Below are 24,301 nucleotides of genomic sequence, written 5' to 3'. Positions count from 1 at the left end.
GATGCGGCGTTCAGCACTCGGCCCAATCGACGGCCGACGTTAAGACTTGATGCAAATTTGGTGGCCTTCGATCGGCCGCGAGGGGGACCTCAGATGATTTCGACCTGGAGCGAATGGAAGCGCTATCCCCGTCCCGGACGGGGCGAGAACCTCGAGGCGCCGATCTCGCCCGGTATTTACGAGGTCCGTATCGCCGGCTCCGGCGCGCTCTATTCGTTCGGCGCGGTCGACAATCTGGCGCAGGCGCTGGCGCTGCTGCCGGTCGGCTCGAAATCCTGGTTCGGCCGCCGCAACGCGTCCGACGTCCCCGATCTCGAATACCGGACCTGCGCGACCTCCTCGAAGGCCGACGCGAAGGCCGCTGCCGAGCGCATGATCGGCCGGCGCGAGACCTATATGAGCGGCGCGGCGTAGAGCATGATCCGGAACAGTGTGCAGCGGTTTTCCGGAAAGATCATGCTCGAACAATAAGTTCGCCGCTCCCAGCTTAGCTGCCACCAGATGTGCGTTGCGGGACGGTGCATTGCGCGCCGTCTCTCCCTATATTCCCGGCCGATCCGATTGCCCCCAGGGAGTAACGCCATGACCCCGACTGCCGCTGCCCGCGCCACCCAAGCCGCCGCCACCCTGCGCGACCGGCTGAAGGATCCTTCGCTGCTGAAGGAGGCCTGCTATATCGATGGCGCCTGGGTCGGCACGCCGGTCTTCGCCGTGAACAATCCTGCAACCGGCATCGAGCTCGCAAAAGTTCCGCAGCTTGGCGCAGACGAGACCACCAAGGCGGTTGAAGCCGCCCAGCGCGCGTTCCCGGCATGGGCCAAGCACACCGCCAAGCAGCGCTCCAACATCCTGCGCAAATGGTTCGAGCTGATCACCGCCAACCGCGAGGATCTCGCGCTCATCCTCACCTCAGAGCAGGGCAAGCCGCTCTCCGAGGCATTGGGCGAGGTCGACATCGGCGCGGCCTATATCGAGTTCTTCGCCGAGGAAGCCCGCCGCGTCTATGGCGAGACCATCCCGACCCAGCGGCCCGATGCGCGCCTGCTCGCGATCAAGCAGCCGATCGGCGTCTGCGGCGCGATCACGCCATGGAATTTCCCCAACTCGATGATCACGCGGAAAGTCTCACCGGCCCTGGCCGCCGGCTGCACCGTGGTGCTCAAGCCCGCCAACGAGACGCCGCTGTCGGCGCTGGCGCTCGCCGTGCTTGCCGAGAAGGCCGGCATCCCCAAGGGCGTGCTCAACATCATCACCGGCGATGCGCCGCCGATCGGCAAGGTGCTGTGCGAGCATCCGGCGGTGCGCTTCGTCGGCTTCACCGGGTCGACCGCGGTCGGCAAGATCCTCTACCAGCAGGCTTCCGTCGGCGTGAAGCGGCTCGGTCTCGAGCTCGGCGGCAACGCGCCGTTCGTGGTGTTCGACGATGCCGACATCGACGCCGCCGTCGAAGGCGCGATCGTCTCGAAATACCGCAACATGGGCCAGACCTGCGTCTGCGCCAACCGCATCTACGCCCAGGACAAGATCTACGACGAGTTCGTGAAGAAGCTCTCGGTCAAGGTCGCGGCGATGAAGATCGGCGACGGCACCGAGAGCGGCGTCACGCAGGGCCCGCTGATCAATCTGAAAGCGGTCGACAAGGTCGAGCGGCACATCGCGGACGCTGTGAAGCGCGGCGCCAAAATCGTCACCGGCGGCAAGCGCAGCGAGCTTGGCCGCTCCTTCTTCGAGCCGACCGTGCTCTCCGACGTCAAGCCGGATTCGCTAGTGGCGCAGGAAGAGACCTTCGGCCCGCTCGCACCGGTGATCCGCTTCAAGGACGAAGCCGACGTGATCGCGATGTGCAACGCCTCGCCGTTTGGTCTTGCCTCCTACTTCTACTCCCGCGATCTCGGCCGCGTCTGGCGCGTCGCCGAAGCGCTGGAATCGGGCATGGTCGGCGTCAACACCGGCCTGATCACGACGGAAGTCGCGCCCTTCGGCGGCGTCAAGGAAAGCGGCTTGGGGCGCGAAGGCTCGCGTCACGGCATGGAAGAATATGTCGAGATCAAATACGTGATGATGGCGGGGGTGTAAGGCCGCACCTGCCTCTCCACGTCATTGCGAGCGCAGCGAAGCAATCCAGAATCCTTCAACGGAGACAGTCTGGATTGCTTCGTCGCAAGAGCTCCTCGCAATGACGAAGCGGGCTACGGAAGCACGCAACCAATCAACTCCTGCTTCGACGCAGTTCGCTGGGACTGTATCCAAGCTCGTGCCGCATCCATTTGGCCAGGTGAGACTGATGGGCAAAGCCGGCTTCAGCGGCAATATCGCTTAGCTTCCGATCGCCCTGAAGGAGAAGCTGGCGCGCGTGCTCCACCCTCCTTCTCAGGATGTAGCGATGAATCGTGACATCCATGGCCGCCTTGAACCAGGTCCGCAGATGCGAGTTGCTGACGCCGGCCTCGCGGCTGAGAATGTCGATGGTGAGCGGCTGGTCGAGATTGGCATCGATATAGGCCAAAACTCTCTGGAGCTGCGCGTCCGAGAGGCGGACGGCCTTGTCAGGCGGATCATTCGCCAGATTGAGCAATTCGACCGCCAGGGCCATTCCAACGTTTTCGGCAAACAGCGGGCCGCTGGGCGAGCCTGCTTTCACGTCGCTTTCAAGAGCCTGTCCAAGCAGAACGATGCGGTCATTCCGCAGCATATGATGGTGCGCGAGCCGGGCGGATGCCAATTGCCGGCTTCTTGCTGCTGCGTGGTCCAGCATGCCCGGCGCGAGCCGGATTTGAAGCGATTGGTAGGGCGTCTCGGCCACGAAGCCGCCGACGGCGCCGCATGGGATCACATCGATGTCGCCGGCCTGACGCAGACACTGCTCCCCGGTCTCGAGGCAGAATGAGCGCGTCGCGGGGCTGAGATGGATGATGATCCGGTGATCGCAGATCGGCTGCAGCGCAACGGCGTCAGGCTCGGTCCGCCTGGCCGCGGCGATGGCGCCGACTGATGTGGGCGCCGAACTCGGTCTCGCACGCATGGGCCTGGCTCCAGAGCTTGGCGGAACGTGTTCGATATTTGGCGCATCGTGCGCGATTTTCAACGGCTCGGGCGTCAAAGAACTCATATGTCTTTTCGTGACAAATGAGGATGCCAGGTGAGCCATTACGTGATTGTCGGAGCCGGCCCCGTCGGGCGCGAAACCGCGCGCCTTCTGGCGGAGGAAGGGCACAGCGTCGTCCTGACCAGCAGGAACGCCGGGTCGCTCGACGCCGGAGATGTACGTACGGTTTCGTCGGATGCCACCGATGCCGCACAGCTGGCGGCCCTCAGCAAGGGCGCAGATGCGATCTTCATGTGCGCCATGGCGGCCTATCATCGATGGCCGACCGATTTCTTTCCGATCATGGACGGAACGGTCAAGGCGGCCGAGCAGGTTGGTGCCAGGCTGCTCGTGGTCGGGAATGTCTATGGTTATGGCGCGGCGGCTGTGAGCCCTCTCACGCCGGACCTGGAGCCCGACCCGACCACCCGAAAGGGCACGACCCGGCACATCATGTGGCAGCGTGCGCTGCAATCGAACGTTCCCGCGCTCGAGGTCCGCGCCAGCGACTATCTCGGCAAAGGCGCGATCGCGTATTTCTCGCTGCTGGCGCTGCCGTCGCTGCTCAAGAACGAGCCGGTCGCGTTCCTCGGCGATCCCGACGCTGCGCATGCCTGGTCCTTCACCAAGGACACGGCGAAGACGCTGGTCGCGGCGTCGCGCTTCACCGGAGAATGGGGCCGCGCCTTCCACGTGCCGTCGCACTCGGCATCGGTGCGCGAACTGGTCCAGAGATTCGCGGCCGCGCTGAAAATTGACGTTCCCAATTTGTCGCGACTCACCTCGGCCGATCTGGAAGGCATCGGCTTCAGCGAGGGGATCGAGATGTCCTATTTGTTCGAAAAGCCGCTTCTGCTCGATGCCGGCGAAACGGAGAAACTGCTGGGGGTCACGGCGAGCAGCCTGGATACGATGGTTCGCGACACCCTCTCGTAAGCGGCAGGCATGGATGTGGCGAGGCGGGCTACGTGGCGGCTACCGCCGCAGCACCGCAATCGTCCTATTCGCGAACGTCAATCGCTCCGCCATGACCGATACGAAATAGGTCAGCAGCTTGTGGCTGAGCGCGGGATCCTCGGTCTTGATCGCGTCGAACTGGAGCGTGTTCAGCACATAGAGCACGCTGTCGACCTCGGCCTGGATCGTCGCGCTGCGCGGCGTCTGCGACACCAGGCCCATCTCGCCGATGGTGGTGTAACGGCCGAGGCTGCGCACGCGCGTGGTGCGGTCGTCGTCGGCAGGGACCATGATGCCGACGCGGCCGTCGAGGATGAAGTGCATGGAATCGGCGGGATCGCCCGCTCGCACGATGACGTCGCCGGCCTCGACCTCGAGGCGCTGGCAACGGCGGATCAGCGCGTCGGCGTCATCCTCGCTGTCGAGAATCCCTGCGAACCAGTCGCGCAGGCTGGCTTCTTCCTGCGCCAGGCCCTGGTGCTGCGAGATGAGCTCGTTCTCGCACCATTCCAGCGCACGATCGAGCTCGGGAATGATGGTGACGCCTTCGCCGATGAAATCGCTGGAGCGCAGCACTTTCTTGGCCGCCGCCGACAGATGCACCAGGATCAGCTCGACGCCGAGATCGGCGGCGCTACGTTTGATCTGGGCAAAACTATAGGCGGCCGAGGAGTCGACGCCGGTGACGAGCTTGAAATCGAACAGCAGATAGCGGCACTCGGGGCGTTCCTGGAGCAGTTGCTTGACGTGCTGGTAGAGCCGGTTGGCAGAGCCGAAGAACAGGTAGCTCTGGAGATTGAGGCCCTGGATCTTGCCGCCGTGGGCCAGCAGCACCTCCTGATCGTCGCGCGAGCGGTCGAGCGAACTGCGATACTCCGAGCCGTCGAAACTGTATTTGATCGACTCCACGCGCGCGGCGCTGAACGCAAAGGTCGCGCAGCCGATGATCACGCCGATCAGGATGCCCGGGACGAAACCCCAGACCACGATGATCGCGATGATGGCGATCAGCGAGAGGTATTCCAGCTTCGAAAGCCGCTTGCGCGATTCGATGATCCATTTATGCAGCTGGTCGGCGCCGAGATAGAGCAGCAGGCCGCCGAGCACGAATTTCGGGATGAAGCCGAGCAGCTGCGGCGCGATCGCGAGCATCAGCAGCGACATCGCGGCGACCGTGAGGCCCGACAGGCGGCCGCGGCCGCCGCTGCCGAAGTTGAGGACCGAGCGGCTGACGGAGACGCAGCCGGCATAGCCGCCGAGCAAGCCGGTCAGCATGTTGGCCGTGCCGGTGACGTTCAGCTCGCGCTCGAGATTGGCCTCGCGATGCGCGGCCACCTCGATCCCGGTGGTGTTGAACAGCGTGCTGGACGCGGTGACGAAGATCACGGCGACGAGATTGCCGAGCAGGTCCGGCACGGCAAACCAGGGATAGTGGATCAGTCCGTCGACGTGCCAGGGCAGCATGAAGGCCGCCTGCGGCGGCGGCTGGAACGTCCAGCCCAGCGCGCGGGCCTCGCCGAGCGAGACGCCCGTGATCCAGAACGCCAGGTGCGCGGTGAGCACGCCGCCGACCAGGATGATCGGCAGTCCGAACGGGCTGCGCGAGCGGTGCCAGGTCAGGTAGAGCACCAGCGCCATGGCGCAGGCGGCCGCCAGCTCCGACAGCGCGATGCCGTTGGCAAGCCGCGTCAGCGTCGCGAACTGCACGGGATGATCGGTGATCACCCGGATCGCGCCCATGACGATGAGAAGTCCGGTCGCGCCGAGGAAGCCGCCGACCACGGGATAAGGCACGTAGCGGATGGCACGGCCCATCCGCGTCAGGCCCAGTCCGCACAGCGCCACTCCGGTCAGCACCGTCGACAGGCCGAGGGTGATCAGGACCGGTGAGAGCAGTGACGTCGCCGGATTCGCCGCCTCGATCCGTTCGACCAGCGAGGCGACCAGAATGCCCGTCACCGCGGCTGTCGAGCTGTCCGGTGCGGCAATCGCGAAGGGCAGGGAGCTGCCGAGCGCGACGACGGCCGCAAGCACGGCGGAACTGACGAAGGTGGCCGTGATCCCGTAGGAGAGAAAGGGCGACAACGGTCCGGCGAAGATCAGCAGCGAATAGGACAGCCCGAAGGTGACGGTCAGGACGCTGGCGGCGCTGCCGCCCAATATATCGTTCAGCGCACGTTTGAGCGCCGGACTCACGCGCGGAGCCGGACTGAAAATGATTGCTGGATCGGTCACGCCGTTGCGCTCGCTCCTGAAAAATGCCGTCTGAGACGTAGACGACTACGGGCTTAGCGCAACTGGATTCTTGCAACTATGAAGTATCCGACAGTTTTGCGGTGAGGATCTGCATTCACGGCGTGTGAATGGTCAACCATACGGTTGAGATAAGAGCCGAAGCTCGTGCCACACCCCCGATGTCATGGCGGGAAGTGGTCCCACGTTCACCGCTGTCATTCCCCGCGAAAGCGGGGAACCCAGTACGCCGCGGCGTCTCCGTGAATCACAGGTGTCTCGGAGTACTGGATCGCCCGGTCGAGCCGGGCGATGACAGTTGAGAGTGTGAGGGAGCTTCGCCCAGCCCGTCATTGCGAGCGCAGCAAGGCAATCCAGAATCCCTCCGCGGAGACAGCCTGGATTGCTTCGCTGCGCTCGCAATGACGGAGCGAGAGGCGACGACTGGGCCTAAATCCTCAGCTCTTTCCCCGTCACGCGCCGATACGCCTCCAGATACCGCTTGCTGGTCGCATCCACCACGCTCGCCGGCAGCGGCGGGGGCGGGGCGTCGCCGTTCCAGCGGCCGGCGCGGCGCTCGACGTCGAGATAGTCGCGCAGGGGCTGCTTGTCGAAGCTCGCCTGCGGCTGGCCGGGCTTGTAGGCATCGACCGCCCAGAACCGCGACGAATCCGGCGTCATGACCTCGTCGATCAGGATGATGCGGCCGTCCTTGTCGCGGCCGAACTCGAACTTGGTGTCGGCGATGATGATGCCCTGCTCGCGCGCCAGCTCCTCGCCGAGCGTGTAGATCGCGCGCGTCATGCTCTCGAGCGTGTAGGCGACCTCGTCGCCGACGACCTCGCGCATCTTCGCGATGGTGATGTTCTCGTCATGGCCGGTCTCGGCCTTGGTCGCCGGGCTGAAGATCGAGGGATCCAGCTTCTCGCTCTCGACGAGGCCGGCCTTCAGCTTCTCGCCGGCGAGCGTGCCGCTGGCCGCATACTCCTTCCAGGCCGAGCCCGAGAGATAGCCGCGGATCACGCATTCGATCGGAAACACGGTGGTGCGGCGGGACAGCATGGCGCGGCCGAGGATCTCGGCGCGGTGCGGCTCCAGCGCCGGCACGGCCGCGATGATCTCGTCGGTATCGGCGCTGATCATGTGATGCGGCACCACGCCTTCCAGCTCGTTGAACCAGAACGCGCTGATTTGCGTCAGCACCGCGCCCTTCATCGGGATGGTCTCGCCCATCACGACGTCGAAGGCGCTGATGCGGTCGGTGGTGAGCAGCAGCAGGCGGTCGTCATCGACGGCGTAGATATCGCGCACCTTGCCGCGGCCGATCTTGGGCAGGGGCAGGTCGCTGGAGAGCATGGCGGTCATCGCAGAACTTTCGAAAATTTGGCCTTCGCGCAAAAATCCGGCCGCGCCTGATGGCACGGCCGGACACCGGATTAGCCTATTCCGGCAGCGGAATGAACTCATGTTCCTGCGGAACCGCGGCGAAGCGGCCGGTTTTCCAGTCCTGCTTGGCCTGCTCGATCCGCTCCTTGCTGGAGGAGACGAAATTCCACCAGACGTGGCGCGGGCCCTCCAGCGCATCGCCGCCGAGAAACATCATCCGCGTGGCTTTCAGCGCTTTCACGGTGATGCGGTCGCCGGGCCGGAAGATCAGCAGCCGCGGCGCCTCGTAGCGCTCGTTCGCGATCTCGACCTCGCCGTCGACGATGTAGATCGCGCGCTCCTCATGATCGGGGTCGAGCGGCACGCTGGCGCCTGCAACGGCGGTGACCTCGGTGTAGAACCAGGGCGAGACCATTTTGACCGGCGAGGTGATGCCGAATGACGAGCCTGCGATCACCCGCGCGGTGAAGTCGCGCTCGGAAATCATCGGCAGGTCGCCGGCGCCGTAATGCTGAAACGAGGGATCGATCTCTTCGGATCCCGCCGGCAGCGCGATCCAGCTTTGCAGGCCGAGCATCTGCTGGCCCGAGGCGCGCTGCGCATCCGGCGTACGTTCCGAATGCGCGATGCCGCGCCCGGCCGTCATCAGATTCATCGCGCCGGGCTGGATCTCGCAGACGTTGCCCTCGCTGTCGCGATGCATGATCGAGCCGTCGAACAGATAGGTGACAGTCGCGAGCCCGATATGTGGGTGCGGCCTAACGTCCATGCCCTTGCCGGATACGAACTGCACCGGCCCGAAATGATCGAAGAAGATGAAGGGCCCGACCATCTGCCGCTTGCCGTGCGGCAGCGCTCGCCGCACTTGAAATCCGTCGCCGAGGTCGCGCGTGCGCGGCACGATGACGAGATCGAGTGCATCGCAGGACATGGGATCGCCGAGCACGGGATCGTTCGAGGGTTGCCAGCTCATGGGGGACTCCTTCTTTATTGCGGCGAGCGTAACAGGATTTGATGGCCCCGTCGCGGCGCCGCCGCATCGCCGCGATGGTCTATTTGCCGTCATCGTGCGATATCGGCGATACCTAATCTGGAAACAGGGGCGGGCGATGGTTTCTCTGATCAAACCGGGCGCAAACCTGATCGAGGTCAAATCCCAGGGATCGAGACCGCGTGATCCAGCTTGAAAAGCGCGGCCCGACGAAGGATGTTCGGCGGATGTCAATCGCGACCGATCGCATCACCAGATGACCCTTGCCGCAACCGAGCTCGCCTTCCGCGCCGCCAGCGTCGCGCTGCTGCTGGTGCTGGCGGCGTCATTGCTGTCCGATTTCCGCAATGTGCTGGCAGCGCGCCTCGGCGCGGCGTTCGCGCTGGGTTCGGCCGCGCATGCTGTGAGCTATTCGTTGGATGTCACGTCGCGGATCCCGCTCTGGCATGCACCGCTGATCGCGTTGTCGACCGGCACCATCGTGGTGTTCTGGCTGTTCACGCGCTCCCTGTTCGACGACGAGTTTCGCCTTCGCTGGTGGCACGGATCGGTCTGGGCGCTGGTGACGGCCTTCAGCTTCGCAGGCTGCGCCTGGATTGCACCCAGTGGCCATGTGCGGTTCTCGGTGACAATGGTCAATCTGATCGTGCTCGGCTTCATCGCGCTTGCGGTCGGGCAGATGATCGCATCCTGGCCGGCCGACCTGGTCGAGCGCCGCCGCAGCGCTCGCGTCTTCATCGTCTGCATAGCCGCGCTCTATGGCGGGCTGAACGCGGTGCTCCAGATCGCCGTCGCCGGGCACCACGTCGGCGATATCGCCGAAACCATCAATGCCGGCGCGCTCGCCTGCACCGTCGCGGCGATCGTTTATGCCATGATGCGCGTTGACGGGGCGGATCTGTTTCCGGCCGCGGCGGAGCCCGCACCGCCTGACGTTTTCAGCCAGCCTGTGGCCGAGGACGCCGCCGATCAAAAGCTCATCGACGCCCTGATGCGTCTGATGGCGGACGAGCGCATCTATCGCCAGGAGAATATCACCATCGGCGTGCTGGCGGGTCGGCTGAAAATTCCCGAATACCGGCTGCGCCGCCTGATCAACCAGCGGCTCGGCTATCGCAATTTTAATGTGTTCCTGAACAACCACCGTATCGAGGAAGCCAAGGCCGCGCTCGCCGATCCCGCCCAGGCCGAGGTTCCCGTCATCACCATCGCGATGGACGCCGGCTTCCAGTCGCTCGGGCCGTTTAACCGTGCGTTCAAGGCGGTGACCGGCGTGACGCCGACGGAATACCGGCGGCTGAAGGTCGAGGCAGTCTAGATTTTTATGAAATTGAAATCACAGAAGAATTCCAGAATCGGCTAGCTCCGGTCAGCTTCGACGAGGTCGTTTTTCAAATTCGGCGAGCGCACATCGCCCGCATCCCGCTTTCTCTCGGCACGTCCTCAAGCCCGGAGAAAGCCCGTGACCCGCCGCCGCAAGATCCTCCTCCTCACCACCGCCATCGCCTGTGCCGGCCTGGCGCTCGGCGCCGCGCGGGCCCGCGACGTCCCCAAGGTTGCCACCGGCTTCATTGCCGACATCCTCTGCTCGGAGACCTTCGTCTCCGGCCTCGATATCAGGCGCAATCTTGCCGAGACCACCGATGCGATGCCGGGCACCGGCCTTTTGACCTGGGCGATGGACTATCAGGTCGATCGTGTCCGCAAGGACGTCACGGTGACGCTGCTCGGTTTCGGCCGCAGCCATGCGGTCTATCGCGAGGGGCTGGGCTGCACGCTGGAGCACGACGCGGGGATTGTCGCCGTCGAGCCGCTCGCAGATGACAGGCAGCCGGCGCTGCTGCCGGAGATCGCCGGCCCTGCGATCGTGCCGCCGCAAAATCCCGAGCTCGCCGCCGCGCTCGACCGCGCCTTCACCGAGCCTGCGCAGCCGCCTTATCGCCGCACGCGCGCGGTCGTCGTGATGAAGTCCGGCCGCGTCATCGCCGAGCGCTATGCGGACGGCATTGGACCGGAGACGCCGCTGCTCAGCTTCTCCATGACGAAATCGGTGATCTCGGCGCTGACAGGCGTGCTGGTGCGTCAGGGCAAGCTGAAGCTCGACGCGCCTGCACCGGTCGCGGCGTGGAAAGATCCGGACGATCCGCGCCACGCCATCACCGTCGATCAGCTCTTGCGCCATACCGCGGGGCTCGCGCTCGGCAGCTCGTTGGAGGCCTCGCTCGGCTCGGCGTTCGAGCCGGTCAACCGGATGAAGTTTGGCGAGCGCGACATGGCGGCCTATGCCGAGAGCATTCCGCTCGCGACCGCGCCGGGTACCGCGTGGAATTATCACGACGGCAACATGCTCATTCTCTCCCGCCTGATCCGCAATGCGACCGGTGGAAGTCCTGCGGACGCGCTGCGCTTCGTACGCCGCGAATTGTTCGCGCCGCTCGGCATGCGCAATGTCACGCTTCAGCTCGACGGTTCAGGTACGATCGAGGGATCGAGCGAGATGCTGGCCTCCGCGCGCGACTGGGCGCGCTTCGGCCAGCTCTATCTCAATGACGGCGTCGCCGGCGGCAAGCGCATCCTCCCCGAGGGCTGGGTGAACTATTCGGCGACGGCGACGCCAAACGCGTGGGTCGGCATCGGCGCCGGCTTCTGGACCAACCAGGGCGACAGTTTTGGCGCGACCCTTCGCGTCGAGCACGGCTGGCCGCGCGATGCCTTCTTCGCCAAGGGCACGATCGGGCAGTACACCATCATCATTCCCTCAGAGCGGCTGGTGATCGTGCGGATGGGCCGCTCGCCGAACTGGCCGCCGGAAGCGGATGGCGTGTTCGATCTCGTGCGCGATGTGGTGGCCGCCACGCGCGAGAAGGCGAAAATGGCGGGGGCGGATTGAGGAGGTAGCGAGGAGCGCCGCTGCTTTTTCCTTCTCCCCTTGTGGGAGAAGGTGGCGCGAAGCGCCGGATGAGGGGTATCTCTCCGCGCATTCAAATGAAGGTTGGACTCGCGGAGAGAACCCCTCACCCGGCTGCGCTTCGCGCATCCACCCTCTCCCGCAAGGGGCGAGGGTGTACCGGCTGCGCGGCGAGAATTGACTACCTTCCCAGCTCCGTTGCCTTCGCCACGCGATCGAACCGCTCCAGCGTCATGATCGCATCTGCAAATTTCTCCGCGCGCGCGTTCAGTACCGGACGCGCCAGCGTCAGAAACTTCTGCTGCATCGCCAGTGCATCCGGGAACGAATTCGGCTCGCCGGAAGGATCGGCGTAGAGCCGCTCATGTACGCCGTCGTCGGTGGTGATGCTGACGCGCGCGCCGAACGGGTGGGTGCGGCCGATTTCGAGCCGGTCGTCCTGCACCACGTCGAACTTGTCGGCGAGCGCGTCGATGGCGGCGTCGCCCAGGCGGTTGTAATCGTCCCAGCCGAATGAGCCCTGGTCGAGCGCGAGCGCGCCGGTGAAGAACATCGAGAACTGGCCGCCGACGATCGAGGTCGGATGGCGCTTGGTCGCCGCGTCGCCGGTCAGCGTGATGCCGTTGCGATGCAGGCCGATCTCGACGCGCTTGACCTGGTCGGGCGTCAGATTGTGCTCGCGCCGCATCGCGATCAGCGCGTCGATCGCAGCATGGGTGTAGCGGCAGCTCGGATAAGGCTTCACGCCGATCTTCATGGTCTCATAGGTCTTGCCGAGCTCGGCCACCGCCTTGTCCGGATGCGCATCGTCGGTGTAGCCGGCGAGCAGGCCGTGCTTGCCTTCGACCGATTCGCTCGAGCCGACGAAATCGTTGCGCGCCAGCGTTGCGGCGATCACGCCGTTCATCGCGGCAGCGCCGACCTGGTAGCGTTTGTTCCAGGCGCCGTTGACCAGGAATTGCAGCGAGCCCGCGGCCTGGCTGCCGGAGACGCCGAAAGCGGAGATGAGTTGCTGCTCGCTTAGACCAAACAGTTTTCCGGCGGCCGCGGCCGCACCATAGGTGCCCGCGGTCGCTGTGGGGTGGAAGCCGCGTGCATAATGCGAGGTCGGATCGAGCGCGTTGCCGAGCCGGCAGCAGACCTCATAGCCGGCAACGATCGCGGTCAGCACGTCACGGCCGGAGGCGCCGACCATCTCGCCGACGGCGAACGCGGCCGGGACCACCGGCGCGCTCGGATGCAGCGAGGAATCGGCATGCGTATCGTCGAAATCGAGGGAGTGGCCGAGCGCACCGTTCAGCAATGCCGCCACCGCCGGCGTCCAGGTCTTGCTGTCGCCGAACACGGTGGACTCGCCCTTGGTGTCGAGCGCGAGCGCTTCCAGCATCTTCAGGATCGAGGGGGTGGATTCCGCTTCGCTGCGGGCCCGGATGGCGCTGCCGAGGAAGTCCAGCGTCAGCACCTTGGCGCGGTCCAGCACTTCCGCCGGAATATCCTGGTATTTCAGATTGAAGACATAGGCGGCGAGCGTTGCGGTTTCGTGGGCCATCGTGTTTCCTCGTTTTGGCCGGCAAGTTAGGCGGGCTGATTTGGCCTTTCAAGCGGCCTTGGGGCCGCGGGCATCAGCTATGCTTTTGGCAGGCGCAAGAGGATCGGACCGGGACATTCGACGATGACACTCGCAAGACAGATGTTCGACCGGATCCGGTCACGGCGAACGCAACTGGGGCTGGCGATCCGGGTCACGGTGGCGGCGACCGCCGCCTATGCCATCGCGACCGCGCTGCATCTGCTGTTGCCGCTCTGGGCGGTGCTGACCTCGCTGATCGTGACCCAGATGAGCGTCGGCCGCTCGCTGAAGGCGACGCGCGACTACGTGCTCGGCACCATCGGCGGCGCCATCTACGGCGGCGCCATCGCGATCATGATCCCTTATTCCACCGAGGCGGGCCTGCTGGGGCTGCTGGTGCTGGCGGTCGCGCCACTCGCCTTCGTCGCCGCGATCAATCCGAGCCTCAATGCGGCAACGGTGACCGCGATCATCGTGCTGCTGGTCCCGACCATGCATCATTCCGACCCGATGACCTCGGCGATCGATCGCGTCAGCGAGGTCGGGGTCGGCGCCATCACCGGCCTGCTGGTCTCCTTCCTGGTGCTGCCCTCACGCGCGGTGCGGCAGATCCGCGCCAGCGCGGCAAAGCTGCTCGAACTGATCGCGGATGCCTTCACCGAGCTGCTTGCGGGCCTGACGCGTGGCCGCGACAACGACGCGCTCCATCAGATCCAGGACGGCATCGGCACCGCGATGGTCGGCATGAATGCCATCGGTGCCGAGGCCGAGCGCGAGCGCTCCGCGCGGCTGTCGAGCGGACCCGACACCGGCCCGCTGCTGCGCACCGTGCTGCGGCTGCGCCATGACGTCGTGATGATCGGTCGCGCCACGGTGGTGCCGCTGCCGGTCGAGGTGCAGATGCGGCTTGCAGCGCCCCTGACGGAAGTCTCGACCGTGATCGCGCGTTTCCTGCGTTCGGCTGCAGCCGCCCTGCGCGAGGGCGCCGGCGCGCCGCCGATCCATCCCGTCCATGTCGCGCTCCAGCACTATGCCGAGGCCGTTGCCGCCGTCCGTCATGACGGCCTGATCCGCGGCCATTCCGGCGACACCGCCGAACGCTTCTTCGCCATCGGCTTCTCACTGGAGCAGATGCACCAGAATCTCTGCGATCTCGATCGCGTCGTCGGCGAATGGTCGGAAGCCTCGACCGACAAGTCCGCGCGCGTGGCGGAATGAATTAGCGCTTCGTCAGGCCCTGAGCCACCAGGCGCCAGAGCAGCAGGTCGATGCGGTCCTGGCCGAAGAACGGCTCGTTCTCGAACACGAAAGTCGGCACGCCCCAATGGCCTGATGCGGCGTGGTCCTTCTCGTTCTCCGTGATCACCTGCTCGTAGCGATCGGCATCCGCGGTGATCGCCGCATCCATCGCGGCGAGATCGAAGCCCGCCTTCTCGGCAGCGCGAGCGAGATGATCGCCTTCGTTCCAGCCCGCGACCGAGCCGTCCCACAGCACCCGCGCGATCGCGTTGGTGAATGCGAGCGAGCGTCCCTCGAGCTGTGCCATGGCACCCAGCCGGGTCAGCCGGTGGATGTAGGGCTGCTCGGCCGCGACATCGAACGTCACCTTGTCCTGCACGATCGGATCTGGCCTCGGAAAGCGGAACGGAATGCCCTCGTGCTGCGCCACGCGCGTGCTGTCGAGCACGACATAGCGAATGAAGTTCGGGCTGGCTTTCTTGAAGAAGCCGGGCACACGGACGGCGAGCGGATAGACCGGCCGCAGGTTCACCGCGAGGTCGTACTCCGCGACGAGCTTCAGCGTCTTCGGCAGCGCCAGATAGCTGAACGGGCTGCGGAAGGAATAGAACAGGTCGACGGACAGCGTCATCGCGCCGGCTCCACGATGCTCCCCATCATGCTGCGGGCCACGAGCTTGTGGAACGGCGTGATCAGCGCAAGGTAGGTCCGTCCGAGGAAATTGTTCGTTTTCACCAGAGTGGTCACGGTGACGTGGCGAAGCGTCGCTTCGCCGGCGACATCGACCACGATACGGAAATTGAGATGATAGTCGTCGAAGCCGGCGACCAGCCGCTCCGGCGTCTCGCTCACCACCGGAAACAGGCCAATCAGGCCGCCGGGCGCGTAGGCGCCTTCGCCCGATTTTTTCAAGCCGAAAGGTGTCACCAGAATGTTGCGCAAGCGCGTCAGCGCGTCGATCCAGCGCGGCCCGTGCAGCACCATTCGGGTGCAGGCCTCGCGGGCGCTCAATTGCGTCGCGCCGACCTCTGCACGAAAGGCGTCGATGAACTGCGCGCCTGACAGCACTGCGCCGGCATCGACATCGGGGGTGATTTCGCGAACGGGTCCGGTCATCCCATCAATTTGCGCGTCAGCATCCGGAAGCGCAAGACCAGGAGACCGGCATAGACGAATGTTCCGACCGAGAACCCGATCCAGATCCCGACCGCGCCAAGCCCGGTGTGGAACGCCAACACCCAGGCGACGGGAAAGGCGATGCACCAATAGCCGATCGCCGCGAACACCAGCGTCATCCTGGTGTCATTGATGCCGCGCAGCGCGCCGCCCACGATGGTCTGGAGGCCGTCGGCGATGAAGAAGGTCGCGCCGACCAGCAACAATGTTGCGGTGAGATCGACCGTCGCCGCGCTGGCCTCGCTCCGACCGAAGAACAGCCGTCCAAGCTCGTAGCGGCCGAGGATGATGGCGACGGTCAGCGCCGAGACGAACGCTACGCCGAGCACGGCGGCAACGATGCCTGCGCGCTTCACCGCAGCCGGCTCGTTGCGGCCGAAGGCATGGCCGACCCGCACTGTCGCCGCCATGCCGATGCCCAGCGGCACCATGAACAGCACGGCGGTGACCTGGAGCGCGATCTGGTGCGCGGCAAGCGCCGTTGTCGAGATCAATCCCATCAGCAGTGCAGCCGACGAGAACAGGCCATATTCCAGCAGCAGGGAAAACGAGATCGGCGCGCCGATCGCGATGAGCTGGCGCATCAACGGCCAGTCGATCTGCCAGAGACGGGCGAGCGGGTGATAGTCCGCGAATGGCTTTCGCCAAGCTGCGATGGCAAGCGTAGCGAGGAAGGTGCCGAGATTGACGATCGTGGTCGCAAGCCCCGCGCCGAACAGGCCGAGCTCCGGCAGGCCGAACAGGCCGTGGATCAGCGCGTAGACCAGCACGACATTTGCCGGGATCGCGGCGAGCGTGATCCACAGTGGCGCTTGCGGCCGGTTCACCGCGCTCATCATGCTGCGCAGCGCGATGAAGCCGAGCGCCGGCGCGATGCCCCAGGCCAGACCATTCAGATAGCGCTGGGCGAGCGCGGCCGACTGCGGCGCCTGACCAAGTGCGATCAGGATGTGCTCGCCATAGAGCGGCGAGGCCATCATCGGCAGCGAGATCAGCAGCGCAACCCATAACCCGACGCGCAAGGAGCGGCGGATGCGCCCGATATCGCCGGCGCCGAACGCCTGCGCCGCCAGCGGCGACACCGCCGACATCAATCCGAGCCCGAAGGTGAAGCTGACGAAATAGACCGTATGCGCCAGCGCTGCGGCGGCGACCGCGTCCTCGCCGAGCCGGCCGATCAGCGCGAGATCGGTCGTGATCATCGCGATCTGCCCGAGCTGCGTCAGCATCATCGGCACGGCCAGCCGCAGCGTCTCGACGAATTCCTGCGCGAGATGGTTTTGCGGCACGCCGGCTTGCGGCTGCGGACGAGGTTGCGCGGTGTCGAGCATGGCGGCTCAATAACACAACCGGGCGACGAAAACATGGCTGTCGCTGTCGTGTCCCGGACGCGCCGCAGCGCGAAGCGGTGCTGCGCAGAGCCGGGACCCAGCAATCGTGGGCGCGGCTTTCGGCAGCATGGGCCCCCGGCTCAGCAGCGCATCACTGACGTGCTGCGCTGCGTCCGGGGCGCGAGACCATCGTCGGACTAAGCGATGAAGAAAGAAGCCTCAGCCCTTGCGCTCCGGCACGCGCCGGATCTTCGCGCCAAGCGCATTGAGCCGCTCGTCGATGCGCTCGTAGCCGCGCTCGATCTGGTCGGCGTTGTTGATGGTGGAGGTGCCCTCGGCGCAGACCGCCGCGAGCAGCATCGCCATGCCGGCGCGGATGTCGGGCGAGATCATCGAGGCGCCGCGCAGGCGGCTCGGGCCGGCGATGATGGCGCGGTGCGGATCGCACAGCACGATGCGCGCGCCCATTGCGATCAGCTTGTCGACGAAGAACATCCTGGATTCGAACATCTTCTCGAACATCAGGATCACGCCCTCGCATTGCGTGGCGGTGACGATCGCGATCGACATCAGATCGGCGGGGAAGGCGGGCCAGGGCTGGTCCTCCAGCTTCGGCACGTGGCCACCGAAATCGTCCTGGATCTTCAGCGTCTGATTGGATGGCACGATGAGATCGTCGCCCTCGACGCGGCAGACGATGCCGAGCCGCTCGAACCCCATGCGGATCGAGCGCAGATGCTCGACGCCGGCGCGCACGATGCGAAGCTGCGAGCGCGTCACGGCGGCCAGGCCGATCAGCGAGCCGACCTCGATATGGTCGGGCTGGATCCGGTAGGTCGTACCGCCCAGCGTCGCCGGCCCATGCACGATCATGGTGTTGGTGCCGATGCCCTCGATCTTCGCGCCGAGCGCCACCAGGAAATTGGCGAGGTCCTGCACATGCGGCTCGGACGCGGCATTGCGCAAATAGGTGACGCCATCGGCGGCAACGGCCGCGACCAGCGCGTTTTCGGTCGCGGTGACGCTCGGCTCGTCCAGGAACACGTCGGCGCCGGCGAGCCTTGCCGCGCGGAATTCGAGCCGGTCGGTGGCGGTGACTTTTGCGCCAAGCTGCTCCAGCGCCAGCACATGCGTGTCCAGACGTCGGCGGCCGATGACGTCGCCGCCCGGCGGCGGCAGCATCACTTCGCCGCAGCGGGCGAGCAGGGGACCGGCGAGCAGGATCGAGGCGCGGATGCGCACGCACAGCTCGGGGTCGAGATCGGCGGCGCGGATGCTCTTGGCGTGGATGTGAAGCGTGTTGCGCCCGGTCCATTCCGCCTCTGCGCCGACCGAGCGGATCAGCTCGACCAGCGTCTCGGTGTCGCGGATCCGCGGCACGTTCTCCAGCGTCACCGGCTGCTCGGTGAGCAGCGCGGCGGCGATGATCGGCAGCGCCGAATTCTTGTTGCCGGACGGCTCGATCGAGCCCGAGAGCCGGTGACCGCCCTCGACGATATACTGGATGGGCGCCACGGTGATTCTCGCTGTCCTGTTGCGGTGGGGCGGGCTGCTTCGGAAGCGGAAACTACCGAGAATTGAGCAGGGGAGCAATTCTGCACTTGTCGCGGCGGGGGCCGCTCATTGGTCCCGAACAGGCCCACTTTATCAGGCGTTTAGAACAAGCCGATGATATTCGCCACCACATAAAGGATCACGATCAGCATCAGGACGCCCATGGCCAGGAAGGATATCTCGATGGCAATGGCACCGCTGCCGAGCGCCGCTGCTACGCCCGCCAGCAGCCTCTCCTCGCGAAACACCAGCGCAAGGACGGAGAACAGGATGGCGAGCAGGCCCAGCGAAATCGCCCCGATCGAGGAGGCCTCCCTGAGCTGGCTTCCCGTCGATTTTTCCCGCGGCGGGGCCTGGTACTCGACGCCCTTGACCCGCGCGATCAGGCGGTCCTTCAGGCGATGGCCGGTGTCGACAATGACCTTGTCCGCCGGCGGTGGCGGGTAGATCACAGGTATGACCCAGTGCGGCAGCACGGCCGCGATCAGCGCCAGCACGCCGACGATGCTGCCGATCACGCCGAGGCGGCGGGAGGGGAGTGTGGGGCTGGTGGTCGCGGAGCTGGTCATGATGCTTCGTCGTGACGGTGGCTGGTGAGGTTCAGCCGAGAAGTTTCCACGAAGGTGGCGCGCCCCCTCTCCCGCTTGCGGGAGAGGGCAGGGGAGAGGGTGTCTCCGCAACGGGACAATCTCCAAGAGGAGAAAGCCCTCACCCGCGCCTTCGGCGCGACCTCTCCCGCAAGCGGGAGAGGCGCTCGACCGAGTGCTCGGCTAGCAGATCGAGTCTGAAGCTGCGCCTCAAATATCGATTGTCGCGCTCAGCGAATGTTCCTGGATGAAGTCGCGGCGCGGCTCGACCACGTCGCCCATCAGCTTGGTGAAGATGTCGTCGGCCTCGTCGACCTCCTTGACCTTCACCTGCAACAGCGAGCGCGCGTCGGTGTCGAGCGTGGTCTCCCAGAGCTGCTCCGGGTTCATCTCGCCGAGACCTTTGTAGCGCTGCAGCGTGACGCCCTTGCGGCCGGCGTCTGTGACCGCCTCGAACAGGTCGACCGGGCCGTAGACCATGTGCTCGGCGTCCTTGCGCCGCAGCTTGCCGGGGCGGGCATATACGTCCTGGAGCTTGGTCGTGTACTCGTCGAGCTTGCGCGCCTCGACCGAACCCAGGAAGGCGTCGTCGATGAGGGCGGCTTCCTTGACGCCGCGCACGGTGCGCTCGAACTGGAAACCCTGTCCCTCGACATATTGACCGACCCAGCCGCGCTCGACTTCGTCGGCCTGGCTGTCCAGCCGGCCCGCGATGTACTGCGCAGCGGCAGCAGCTTTTTCCGGATCGCCGTAGATCGCCTTGTTGAGCACGCCGGTGATGGCGGCCTGCTCGATGACCTTGCGGTTGTAACGGCTGTGCAGACTGCGCAGGACGCCGCGGACGGTTCGGGCGTCGTCGACCAGCGAACGCAGGTCGCGGCCGGTGCGGTCGCCGCCGGTGCCGGGCATGTAAACACAGTCGTCGAGCCCGGTATCGATCAGATAGTCTTCCAGCGCCCGCTCATCCTTCAGATACTGCTCCGACTTGCCGCGGTTGACCTTATAGAGCGGCGGCTGGGCGATATAGAGATAGCCGCCGTCGATGATCTCGCGCATCTGCCGGTAGAAGAAGGTCAGCAGCAGCGTGCGGATGTGGGCGCCGTCGACGTCGGCGTCCGTCATCACGATGATCTTGTGATAGCGCAGCTTGTCGATCGAGAATTCGTCGCTGATGCCGGTGCCGAGTGCGGTGATCAGCGTGCCGATCTGCTCGCTGCCGAGCATCTTGTCGGGGCGGACGCGTTCGACGTTCAAGATCTTGCCGCGGAGCGGCAAGACGGCCTGGAATTCGCGGTTGCGGCCCTGCTTGGCGCTGCCGCCTGCCGAGTCACCCTCGACGATGAAGAGCTCTGACTTGGCCGGATCCTTTTCCTGGCAGTCGGCGAGCTTGCCGGGCAGCGAGGAGACCGAGAGCGGGCTCTTGCGCGTCAGCTCGCGCGCCTTTCGCGCGGCTTCGCGGGCAGCTGCGGCCTGGATCACCTTGCCGACGATCATCTTGGCCTCGGACGGGTGCTCCTCGAACCAGGCCTGGAGCGCCTCGTTGAGGACGTTCTCGACCACGGGGCGCACTTCCGAGGATACCAGCTTGTCCTTGGTCTGCGACGAAAACTTCGGGTCCGGCACTTTCACCGACAGCACGGCGGTGAGGCCTTCGCGGCAGTCGTCGCCGGTCAGCGCGATCTTTTCCTTCTTCGCGTTGGCCTCGGCATAGCCGTTGACCTGGCGCGTCAGCGCGCCGCGGAAGCCGGCGAGATGGGTGCCGCCGTCGCGCTGCGGGATGTTGTTGGTGAAGCACAGCACGTTCTCATGGTAGCTGTCGTTCCACCACAGCGCGGCCTCGACGCCGATGCCGTTGGCTTCGGCGCGCACCATGATCGGTGCCGGCACGATCGCCTTCTTGTTGCGGTCGAGATATTTGACGAATTCCTCGACGCCGCCGGAATAGTGCATCTCCTCGCGCTTCTCGACCGCGTGACGCATGTCGGAAAGGGCGATGTTGACGCCGGAATTGAGGAAGGCGAGCTCGCGCAGCCGGTGCTCGAGCGTGGCGAAATCATATTCGATGTTCTTGAACGTTTCGGTCGAGGCCTGGAACGTCACCTCGGTGCCGCGCTTGCCCGGCGCGTCGCCGACCACCACGAGCGGTGCCACCGCATCGCCGTGGGCGAACTCGATGTAGTGCTCCTTGTTGTCGCGCCAGATGCGCAAGCCCAGCTTGCTCGACAACGCGTTGACGACGGAGACGCCGACGCCGTGCAGGCCGCCGGAGACCTTGTAGGAGTTCTGGTCGAATTTTCCGCCGGCGTGGAGCTGGGTCATGATGACCTCGGCCGCCGAGATGCCTTCGCCCTTGTGGATGTCGACGGGAATGCCGCGGCCGTCGTCGCGCACGGTGACGGAATTGTCGGCGTTGAGCACGACGTCGACGCGCGTGGCGTGGCCCGCCAGCGCTTCGTCGATCGCGTTGTCGACAACTTCGTAGACCATGTGGTGCAGGCCCGAGCCGTCATCGGTGTCGCCGATATACATGCCCGGACGCTTGCGGACGGCATCGAGACCCTTGAGCACGCGGATCGATTCCGCCCCGTAATCGCTTGGATTTGAGGGCTCGTTTTCGGCAGGCGTCTGCCGAGCAGGTTCTGTCATGAGAGGCCTTCGAGATGTCGCCCGAATCAGCCGCGCAAAAGGCGCTGATTTGCAGGCTATTTGTGCCATGAAAGACCGATTGCGCCTAGCGCAAAGTATCCTCCGGCAACCCTTTGATAAAATAGGAATTTTTTGCCGGTTTTCAAGACTCTCGAAGGCCGATTCTGGGGCTCGCGAAAAGCCCGATTCGAGGGGCTTTTTGGCCACCCGTTCCAAGCGATTCTGCAACCGGCGTGTTGGTGAATCCAGGGTCTTCAGGTCGTCCTGGAGCGAACGATATCGACCGCCGCGCAACCGCCGCCACGGTCCGAGCATCGCTCGCATTTCGCGACGCCGCTCTCAGTTGGTGGTCATTTCGCGGAAGTGGTGAACGAACAGGGCCGAGAGTGGCGACAGGATCCGCCCTCTCTTCTTCACAACACTGATCTGCCTGACGAAGCCAGCCGCCTCGATTGGTCGCGACCGCAGCGCCGGATCGGAGCCGATCTCTTGCGCCGACGACGGCAGAATCGTGATGCCGAGCCCGGCCTGAACCATTCCGACCGCGGTCATCATATAGGTCGCTTCCCCGGCCGGCCGCGGGATGAGACCCGCGGCGTGGAAGCCCGCCTCCACCACGGCGCGGACGCTGGTGTCGGGGTCCATCATGATCAGCGGGTGCTGCATCAGCAGTTCTGGCGTGACGGTCTTCACCTGCGCCAGCGGATGGGACTGTGGAAAAACGACGTGCATGCGATCTTCGACGGCGAGCAGCACGTCGACATCGGCCGCCTTGGTCGGACCGCCCGTGATGCCGATATCGACGTCCTCCGATTCGACGAGCGCGAGCACGCGCCGGGCAATGACGTCGCGGACGCGGAAGTCGACGCCAGCATTCATGGCACGGAACGACTTGATGGCTCTGGGCAGAAGGGCGGCCGCTGCCGTCGGGAGTGCAGCGATCCTCACCAGGCCTTGATAACCAGTTCCCTGGCTGCGAACCTCGTCGAGCACGCCGTCCATATCCTGGATGAGCCGTCCAAGCACGGGCAGAAGGTCGCGCCCCGTCTGCGTCAACACGACCGAACGCGAGGTTCGATCGAACAGCCGGACAGCAAGAGCCTCCTCGAGTTTCCTGATCTGCACCGTCAAGGTCGGCTGCGCCACATGCAGCAGCGCAGCGGCGCGCGTGAAGCTGTTCAATCGTGCGACGGCGACGAAGGACCTGATCTGCCGGAGGCTGACATCCATAGCCTAAAGCTATTAAAGGCATTGAATCATTTCAATTGTTTCATTGTCCTTTGCGGCACACCCTGGCTGCATGCGGACTATCAGGATCGGCGCAGGGGCAGGTTTCGCGGGGGATCGGATCGAGCCCGCCGTCGAGCTCGCCCGGCATGGAAGACTCGACTATCTCATCTTCGAGTGCCTGGCCGAGCGGACCATCGCGTTGGCCCAACAGGCGCGGCTTGCGGATCCGAGCAGCGGTTACGATCCCCTGCTGGAGCGCAGGATGTCCGCCGTCCTCCCGGCTTGCCGCGCCGGCGGCACGCGGATCGTGACCAACATGGGCGCCGCCAATCCGCTGGCGGCTGCGGAGCTCGTCCGCGACGTCGCGCGCCGGCTGGGTCTTGCCGGCCTCAAGGTTGCCGCGGTGACGGGAGATGACGTTCTCGACAGCATACGCGGCACCGATCTCGCGCTGCTGGAAGGCGGTACCCTGGCCGACCTCGGCAAGCGCGTCATTTCGGCCAACGCTTATGTCGGTGCCGGGCCGATCGCCGACGCGCTCGCCACCGGGGCTGATGTCGTCGTCACCGGACGTGCCGCCGACCCGGCCTTGTTTCTCGCGCCATTGATGCATGCCTTCGGCTGGCACCCCGAGGACTGGACGCGTCTCGGCAAGGGGGTCCTCGTCGGCCACCTTCTCGAATGTGCCGGGCAGATCACCGGCGGCTATTTCGCCGACCCCGGTGTGAAGGACGTTCCCGATCTTGCTCGCCTCGGCTTTCCGATCGGGGAGGTGACCGAGAACGGCGATCTGGTCGTGACCAAGCTCGAAGGAAGCGGCGGTGCAGTGACGACGGCGACGGTCAAGGAGCAGCTGCTGTACGAGATCGAGGACCCTTCCCGATATTTTCAGCCGGACGTCGTCGCCGACTTCTCCGAGGTCCGCGTGCACAGCGCGGGGCCGGATCGCGTCGCCGTCGAAGGTGGGACCGGCGCGACGAAGACCGGTCTGCTCAAGGTCTCGATCGGCTATGTCGACGGCTTCGTCGGCGAGGGGCAGATGTCCTATGCCGGCCCCGGCGCGGTCGCGCGCGGCCGTCTTGCGCTCGCCGTCCTGCGCGAGCGCCTGGCGATGATCGGCGTGCCCTTGCAGGAGGTTCGTTTCGACCTGATCGGCCTCGATGCGCTGCACGGCGCCGAACTCTCCGGCGGCGGATCGCCCTACGAGGTCCGTGTTCGCGCCGCCGCGCGCACCGCCACGGCCGCCGACGCGACGGCAGTCGGCAACGAGGTCGAGGCGCTCTACACCAACGGGCCTGCGGGCGGCGGCGGCGGCTGGAAGTCGGTGAGGCAGGTCGTCGCGATCGCCTCGGCTTTGGTGCCCGAGGGACTCGTCGTGCCGCGATTGAGCTTTTTCGAGGCCTGATGCG

19 protein-coding genes are annotated in these 24,301 nt (G+C 65.4%); 7 read left to right on the top strand and 12 right to left on the bottom strand.

Annotated elements, in window-relative coordinates; all coding sequences use genetic code 11:
* Positions 1–93: 93 nt before the first annotated feature.
* Both AC1RR3_RS18180 and AC1RR3_RS18175 read left to right on the top strand, forming a co-directional pair.
* Positions 94–414, top strand: coding sequence for a hypothetical protein (locus tag AC1RR3_RS18180; RefSeq protein ID WP_188099486.1), 321 nt, complete (start codon positions 94–96; stop codon positions 412–414).
* Between the two features lie 168 nt (positions 415–582).
* Positions 583–2,076 (top strand): NAD-dependent succinate-semialdehyde dehydrogenase, encoded by a 1,494-nt coding sequence (locus AC1RR3_RS18175; RefSeq protein ID WP_492824485.1) that lies wholly within the window; start codon positions 583–585, stop codon positions 2,074–2,076.
* Positions 2,077–2,209: 133 nt separating this feature from the next.
* On the opposite strand, the gene AC1RR3_RS18170 is transcribed toward AC1RR3_RS18175, so the two are convergent.
* Positions 2,210–3,109, bottom strand: coding sequence for a helix-turn-helix transcriptional regulator (locus tag AC1RR3_RS18170; protein WP_492824484.1), 900 nt, complete (start codon positions 3,107–3,109; stop codon positions 2,210–2,212).
* Positions 3,110–3,139: 30 nt separating this feature from the next.
* Here AC1RR3_RS18170 and AC1RR3_RS18165 point away from each other — a divergent pair, with 30 nt between their 5' ends.
* A complete protein-coding gene (locus AC1RR3_RS18165; protein WP_492824483.1) occupies positions 3,140–4,021 on the top strand; it encodes an NAD(P)H-binding protein in 882 nt (293 codons plus the stop codon).
* A 39-nt stretch (positions 4,022–4,060) separates the two neighbouring features.
* On the opposite strand, the gene AC1RR3_RS18160 is transcribed toward AC1RR3_RS18165, so the two are convergent.
* The 3 genes from AC1RR3_RS18160 to AC1RR3_RS18150 form a co-directional block, all read right to left on the bottom strand.
* Entirely contained in the window at positions 4,061–6,277 is a 2,217-nt protein-coding gene (locus AC1RR3_RS18160; RefSeq protein WP_492824482.1) for an SLC26A/SulP transporter family protein, read from the bottom strand.
* A 447-nt stretch (positions 6,278–6,724) separates the two neighbouring features.
* Positions 6,725–7,639, bottom strand: a complete 915-nt coding sequence (locus tag AC1RR3_RS18155) for a phosphoribosylaminoimidazolesuccinocarboxamide synthase (protein ID WP_492824481.1) — start codon at positions 7,637–7,639, stop codon at positions 6,725–6,727.
* A 76-nt stretch (positions 7,640–7,715) separates the two neighbouring features.
* The gene (locus tag AC1RR3_RS18150) at positions 7,716–8,633 is read right to left on the bottom strand and encodes a pirin family protein (RefSeq protein ID WP_492824480.1); all 918 of its coding nucleotides are present in this window, start codon (positions 8,631–8,633) and stop codon (positions 7,716–7,718) included.
* 274 nt (positions 8,634–8,907) lie between these two features.
* On the opposite strand from AC1RR3_RS18150, the gene AC1RR3_RS18145 reads away from it, so the two are divergent.
* Together AC1RR3_RS18145 and AC1RR3_RS18140 are read left to right on the top strand one after the other, a co-directional pair.
* Positions 8,908–9,969 carry a helix-turn-helix domain-containing protein gene (locus tag AC1RR3_RS18145; protein WP_492824479.1) on the top strand — a complete coding sequence of 354 codons (1,062 nt, stop codon included), beginning with the start codon at positions 8,908–8,910 and terminating at the stop codon, positions 9,967–9,969.
* Between the two features lie 144 nt (positions 9,970–10,113).
* The gene (locus tag AC1RR3_RS18140; RefSeq protein ID WP_492824478.1) at positions 10,114–11,541 is read left to right on the top strand and encodes a serine hydrolase domain-containing protein; all 1,428 of its coding nucleotides are present in this window, start codon (positions 10,114–10,116) and stop codon (positions 11,539–11,541) included.
* A 199-nt stretch (positions 11,542–11,740) separates the two neighbouring features.
* Here AC1RR3_RS18140 and AC1RR3_RS18135 read toward each other — a convergent pair whose 3' ends face one another.
* Positions 11,741–13,108: an MmgE/PrpD family protein gene (locus AC1RR3_RS18135; RefSeq protein ID WP_492824477.1), complete on the bottom strand. Its 1,368-nt coding sequence runs from the start codon at positions 13,106–13,108 to the stop codon at positions 11,741–11,743.
* Positions 13,109–13,231: 123 nt separating this feature from the next.
* Between AC1RR3_RS18135 and AC1RR3_RS18130 the strand changes: the two genes are divergently transcribed.
* Positions 13,232–14,347, top strand: a complete 1,116-nt coding sequence (locus tag AC1RR3_RS18130; protein ID WP_492824476.1) for an FUSC family protein — start codon at positions 13,232–13,234, stop codon at positions 14,345–14,347.
* 1 nt (position 14,348) lies between these two features.
* On the opposite strand, the gene AC1RR3_RS18125 is transcribed toward AC1RR3_RS18130, so the two are convergent.
* The 7 genes from AC1RR3_RS18125 to AC1RR3_RS18095 all read right to left on the bottom strand — a co-directional run bounded on the left by AC1RR3_RS18125 (position 14,349) and on the right by AC1RR3_RS18095 (position 22,892).
* Complete coding sequence (locus AC1RR3_RS18125) at positions 14,349–14,999, bottom strand: 2-hydroxychromene-2-carboxylate isomerase (RefSeq protein WP_492824475.1); 651 nt, start codon at positions 14,997–14,999, stop codon at positions 14,349–14,351.
* Positions 14,996–15,484: a DUF2867 domain-containing protein gene (locus AC1RR3_RS18120; protein WP_492824474.1), complete on the bottom strand. Its 489-nt coding sequence runs from the start codon at positions 15,482–15,484 to the stop codon at positions 14,996–14,998. Before AC1RR3_RS18120 ends, AC1RR3_RS18125 begins: the two co-directional genes overlap by 4 nt.
* Positions 15,481–16,875 (bottom strand): MATE family efflux transporter, encoded by a 1,395-nt coding sequence (locus AC1RR3_RS18115; RefSeq protein ID WP_492824473.1) that lies wholly within the window; start codon positions 16,873–16,875, stop codon positions 15,481–15,483. The genes AC1RR3_RS18120 and AC1RR3_RS18115 overlap by 4 nt, the downstream gene beginning before the upstream one ends.
* A gap of 219 nt (positions 16,876–17,094) precedes the next feature.
* Positions 17,095–18,390: a UDP-N-acetylglucosamine 1-carboxyvinyltransferase gene (gene murA, locus AC1RR3_RS18110; protein ID WP_492824472.1), complete on the bottom strand. Its 1,296-nt coding sequence runs from the start codon at positions 18,388–18,390 to the stop codon at positions 17,095–17,097.
* Between the two features lie 140 nt (positions 18,391–18,530).
* Positions 18,531–18,998, bottom strand: a complete 468-nt coding sequence (locus tag AC1RR3_RS18105; RefSeq protein ID WP_492824471.1) for a hypothetical protein — start codon at positions 18,996–18,998, stop codon at positions 18,531–18,533.
* A gap of 228 nt (positions 18,999–19,226) precedes the next feature.
* Complete coding sequence (gene gyrB / locus AC1RR3_RS18100) at positions 19,227–21,662, bottom strand: DNA topoisomerase (ATP-hydrolyzing) subunit B (RefSeq protein ID WP_492824470.1); 2,436 nt, start codon at positions 21,660–21,662, stop codon at positions 19,227–19,229.
* 339 nt (positions 21,663–22,001) lie between these two features.
* Positions 22,002–22,892, bottom strand: coding sequence for a LysR family transcriptional regulator (locus tag AC1RR3_RS18095; RefSeq protein ID WP_492824469.1), 891 nt, complete (start codon positions 22,890–22,892; stop codon positions 22,002–22,004).
* 70 nt (positions 22,893–22,962) lie between these two features.
* On the opposite strand from AC1RR3_RS18095, the gene AC1RR3_RS18090 reads away from it, so the two are divergent.
* Positions 22,963–24,297: an acyclic terpene utilization AtuA family protein gene (locus AC1RR3_RS18090; RefSeq protein WP_492824468.1), complete on the top strand. Its 1,335-nt coding sequence runs from the start codon at positions 22,963–22,965 to the stop codon at positions 24,295–24,297.
* Positions 24,298–24,301 lie beyond the last annotated feature (4 nt).

The organism is Bradyrhizobium sp. GW821-FHT13H05 (assembly GCF_058804065.1).
This window is presented reverse-complemented; position numbering and strand designations above follow the sequence as displayed.

What these genes read in the sequence shown, in the direction of transcription:
- AC1RR3_RS18180 (WP_188099486.1), top strand. Translation starts at nt 94, where the DNA reads ATGATTTCGACCTGGAGCGAATGGAAGCGCTATCCCCGTCCCGGACGG.
- AC1RR3_RS18175 (WP_492824485.1), top strand. Translation starts at nt 583, where the DNA reads ATGACCCCGACTGCCGCTGCCCGCGCCACCCAAGCCGCCGCCACCCTG.
- AC1RR3_RS18170 (WP_492824484.1), bottom strand. Translation starts at nt 3,109, where the DNA reads ATGAGTTCTTTGACGCCCGAGCCGTTGAAAATCGCGCACGATGCGCCA.
- AC1RR3_RS18155 (WP_492824481.1), bottom strand. Translation starts at nt 7,639, where the DNA reads ATGACCGCCATGCTCTCCAGCGACCTGCCCCTGCCCAAGATCGGCCGC.
- AC1RR3_RS18150 (WP_492824480.1), bottom strand. Translation starts at nt 8,633, where the DNA reads ATGAGCTGGCAACCCTCGAACGATCCCGTGCTCGGCGATCCCATGTCC.
- AC1RR3_RS18145 (WP_492824479.1), top strand. Translation starts at nt 8,908, where the DNA reads ATGACCCTTGCCGCAACCGAGCTCGCCTTCCGCGCCGCCAGCGTCGCG.
- AC1RR3_RS18135 (WP_492824477.1), bottom strand. Translation starts at nt 13,108, where the DNA reads ATGGCCCACGAAACCGCAACGCTCGCCGCCTATGTCTTCAATCTGAAA.
- AC1RR3_RS18130 (WP_492824476.1), top strand. Translation starts at nt 13,232, where the DNA reads ATGACACTCGCAAGACAGATGTTCGACCGGATCCGGTCACGGCGAACG.
- AC1RR3_RS18125 (WP_492824475.1), bottom strand. Translation starts at nt 14,999, where the DNA reads ATGACGCTGTCCGTCGACCTGTTCTATTCCTTCCGCAGCCCGTTCAGC.
- AC1RR3_RS18120 (WP_492824474.1), bottom strand. Translation starts at nt 15,484, where the DNA reads ATGACCGGACCCGTTCGCGAAATCACCCCCGATGTCGATGCCGGCGCA.
- AC1RR3_RS18115 (WP_492824473.1), bottom strand. Translation starts at nt 16,875, where the DNA reads ATGCTCGACACCGCGCAACCTCGTCCGCAGCCGCAAGCCGGCGTGCCG.
- AC1RR3_RS18105 (WP_492824471.1), bottom strand. Translation starts at nt 18,998, where the DNA reads ATGACCAGCTCCGCGACCACCAGCCCCACACTCCCCTCCCGCCGCCTC.
- gyrB (WP_492824470.1), bottom strand. Translation starts at nt 21,662, where the DNA reads ATGACAGAACCTGCTCGGCAGACGCCTGCCGAAAACGAGCCCTCAAAT.
- AC1RR3_RS18095 (WP_492824469.1), bottom strand. Translation starts at nt 22,892, where the DNA reads ATGGATGTCAGCCTCCGGCAGATCAGGTCCTTCGTCGCCGTCGCACGA.
- AC1RR3_RS18090 (WP_492824468.1), top strand. Translation starts at nt 22,963, where the DNA reads ATGCGGACTATCAGGATCGGCGCAGGGGCAGGTTTCGCGGGGGATCGG.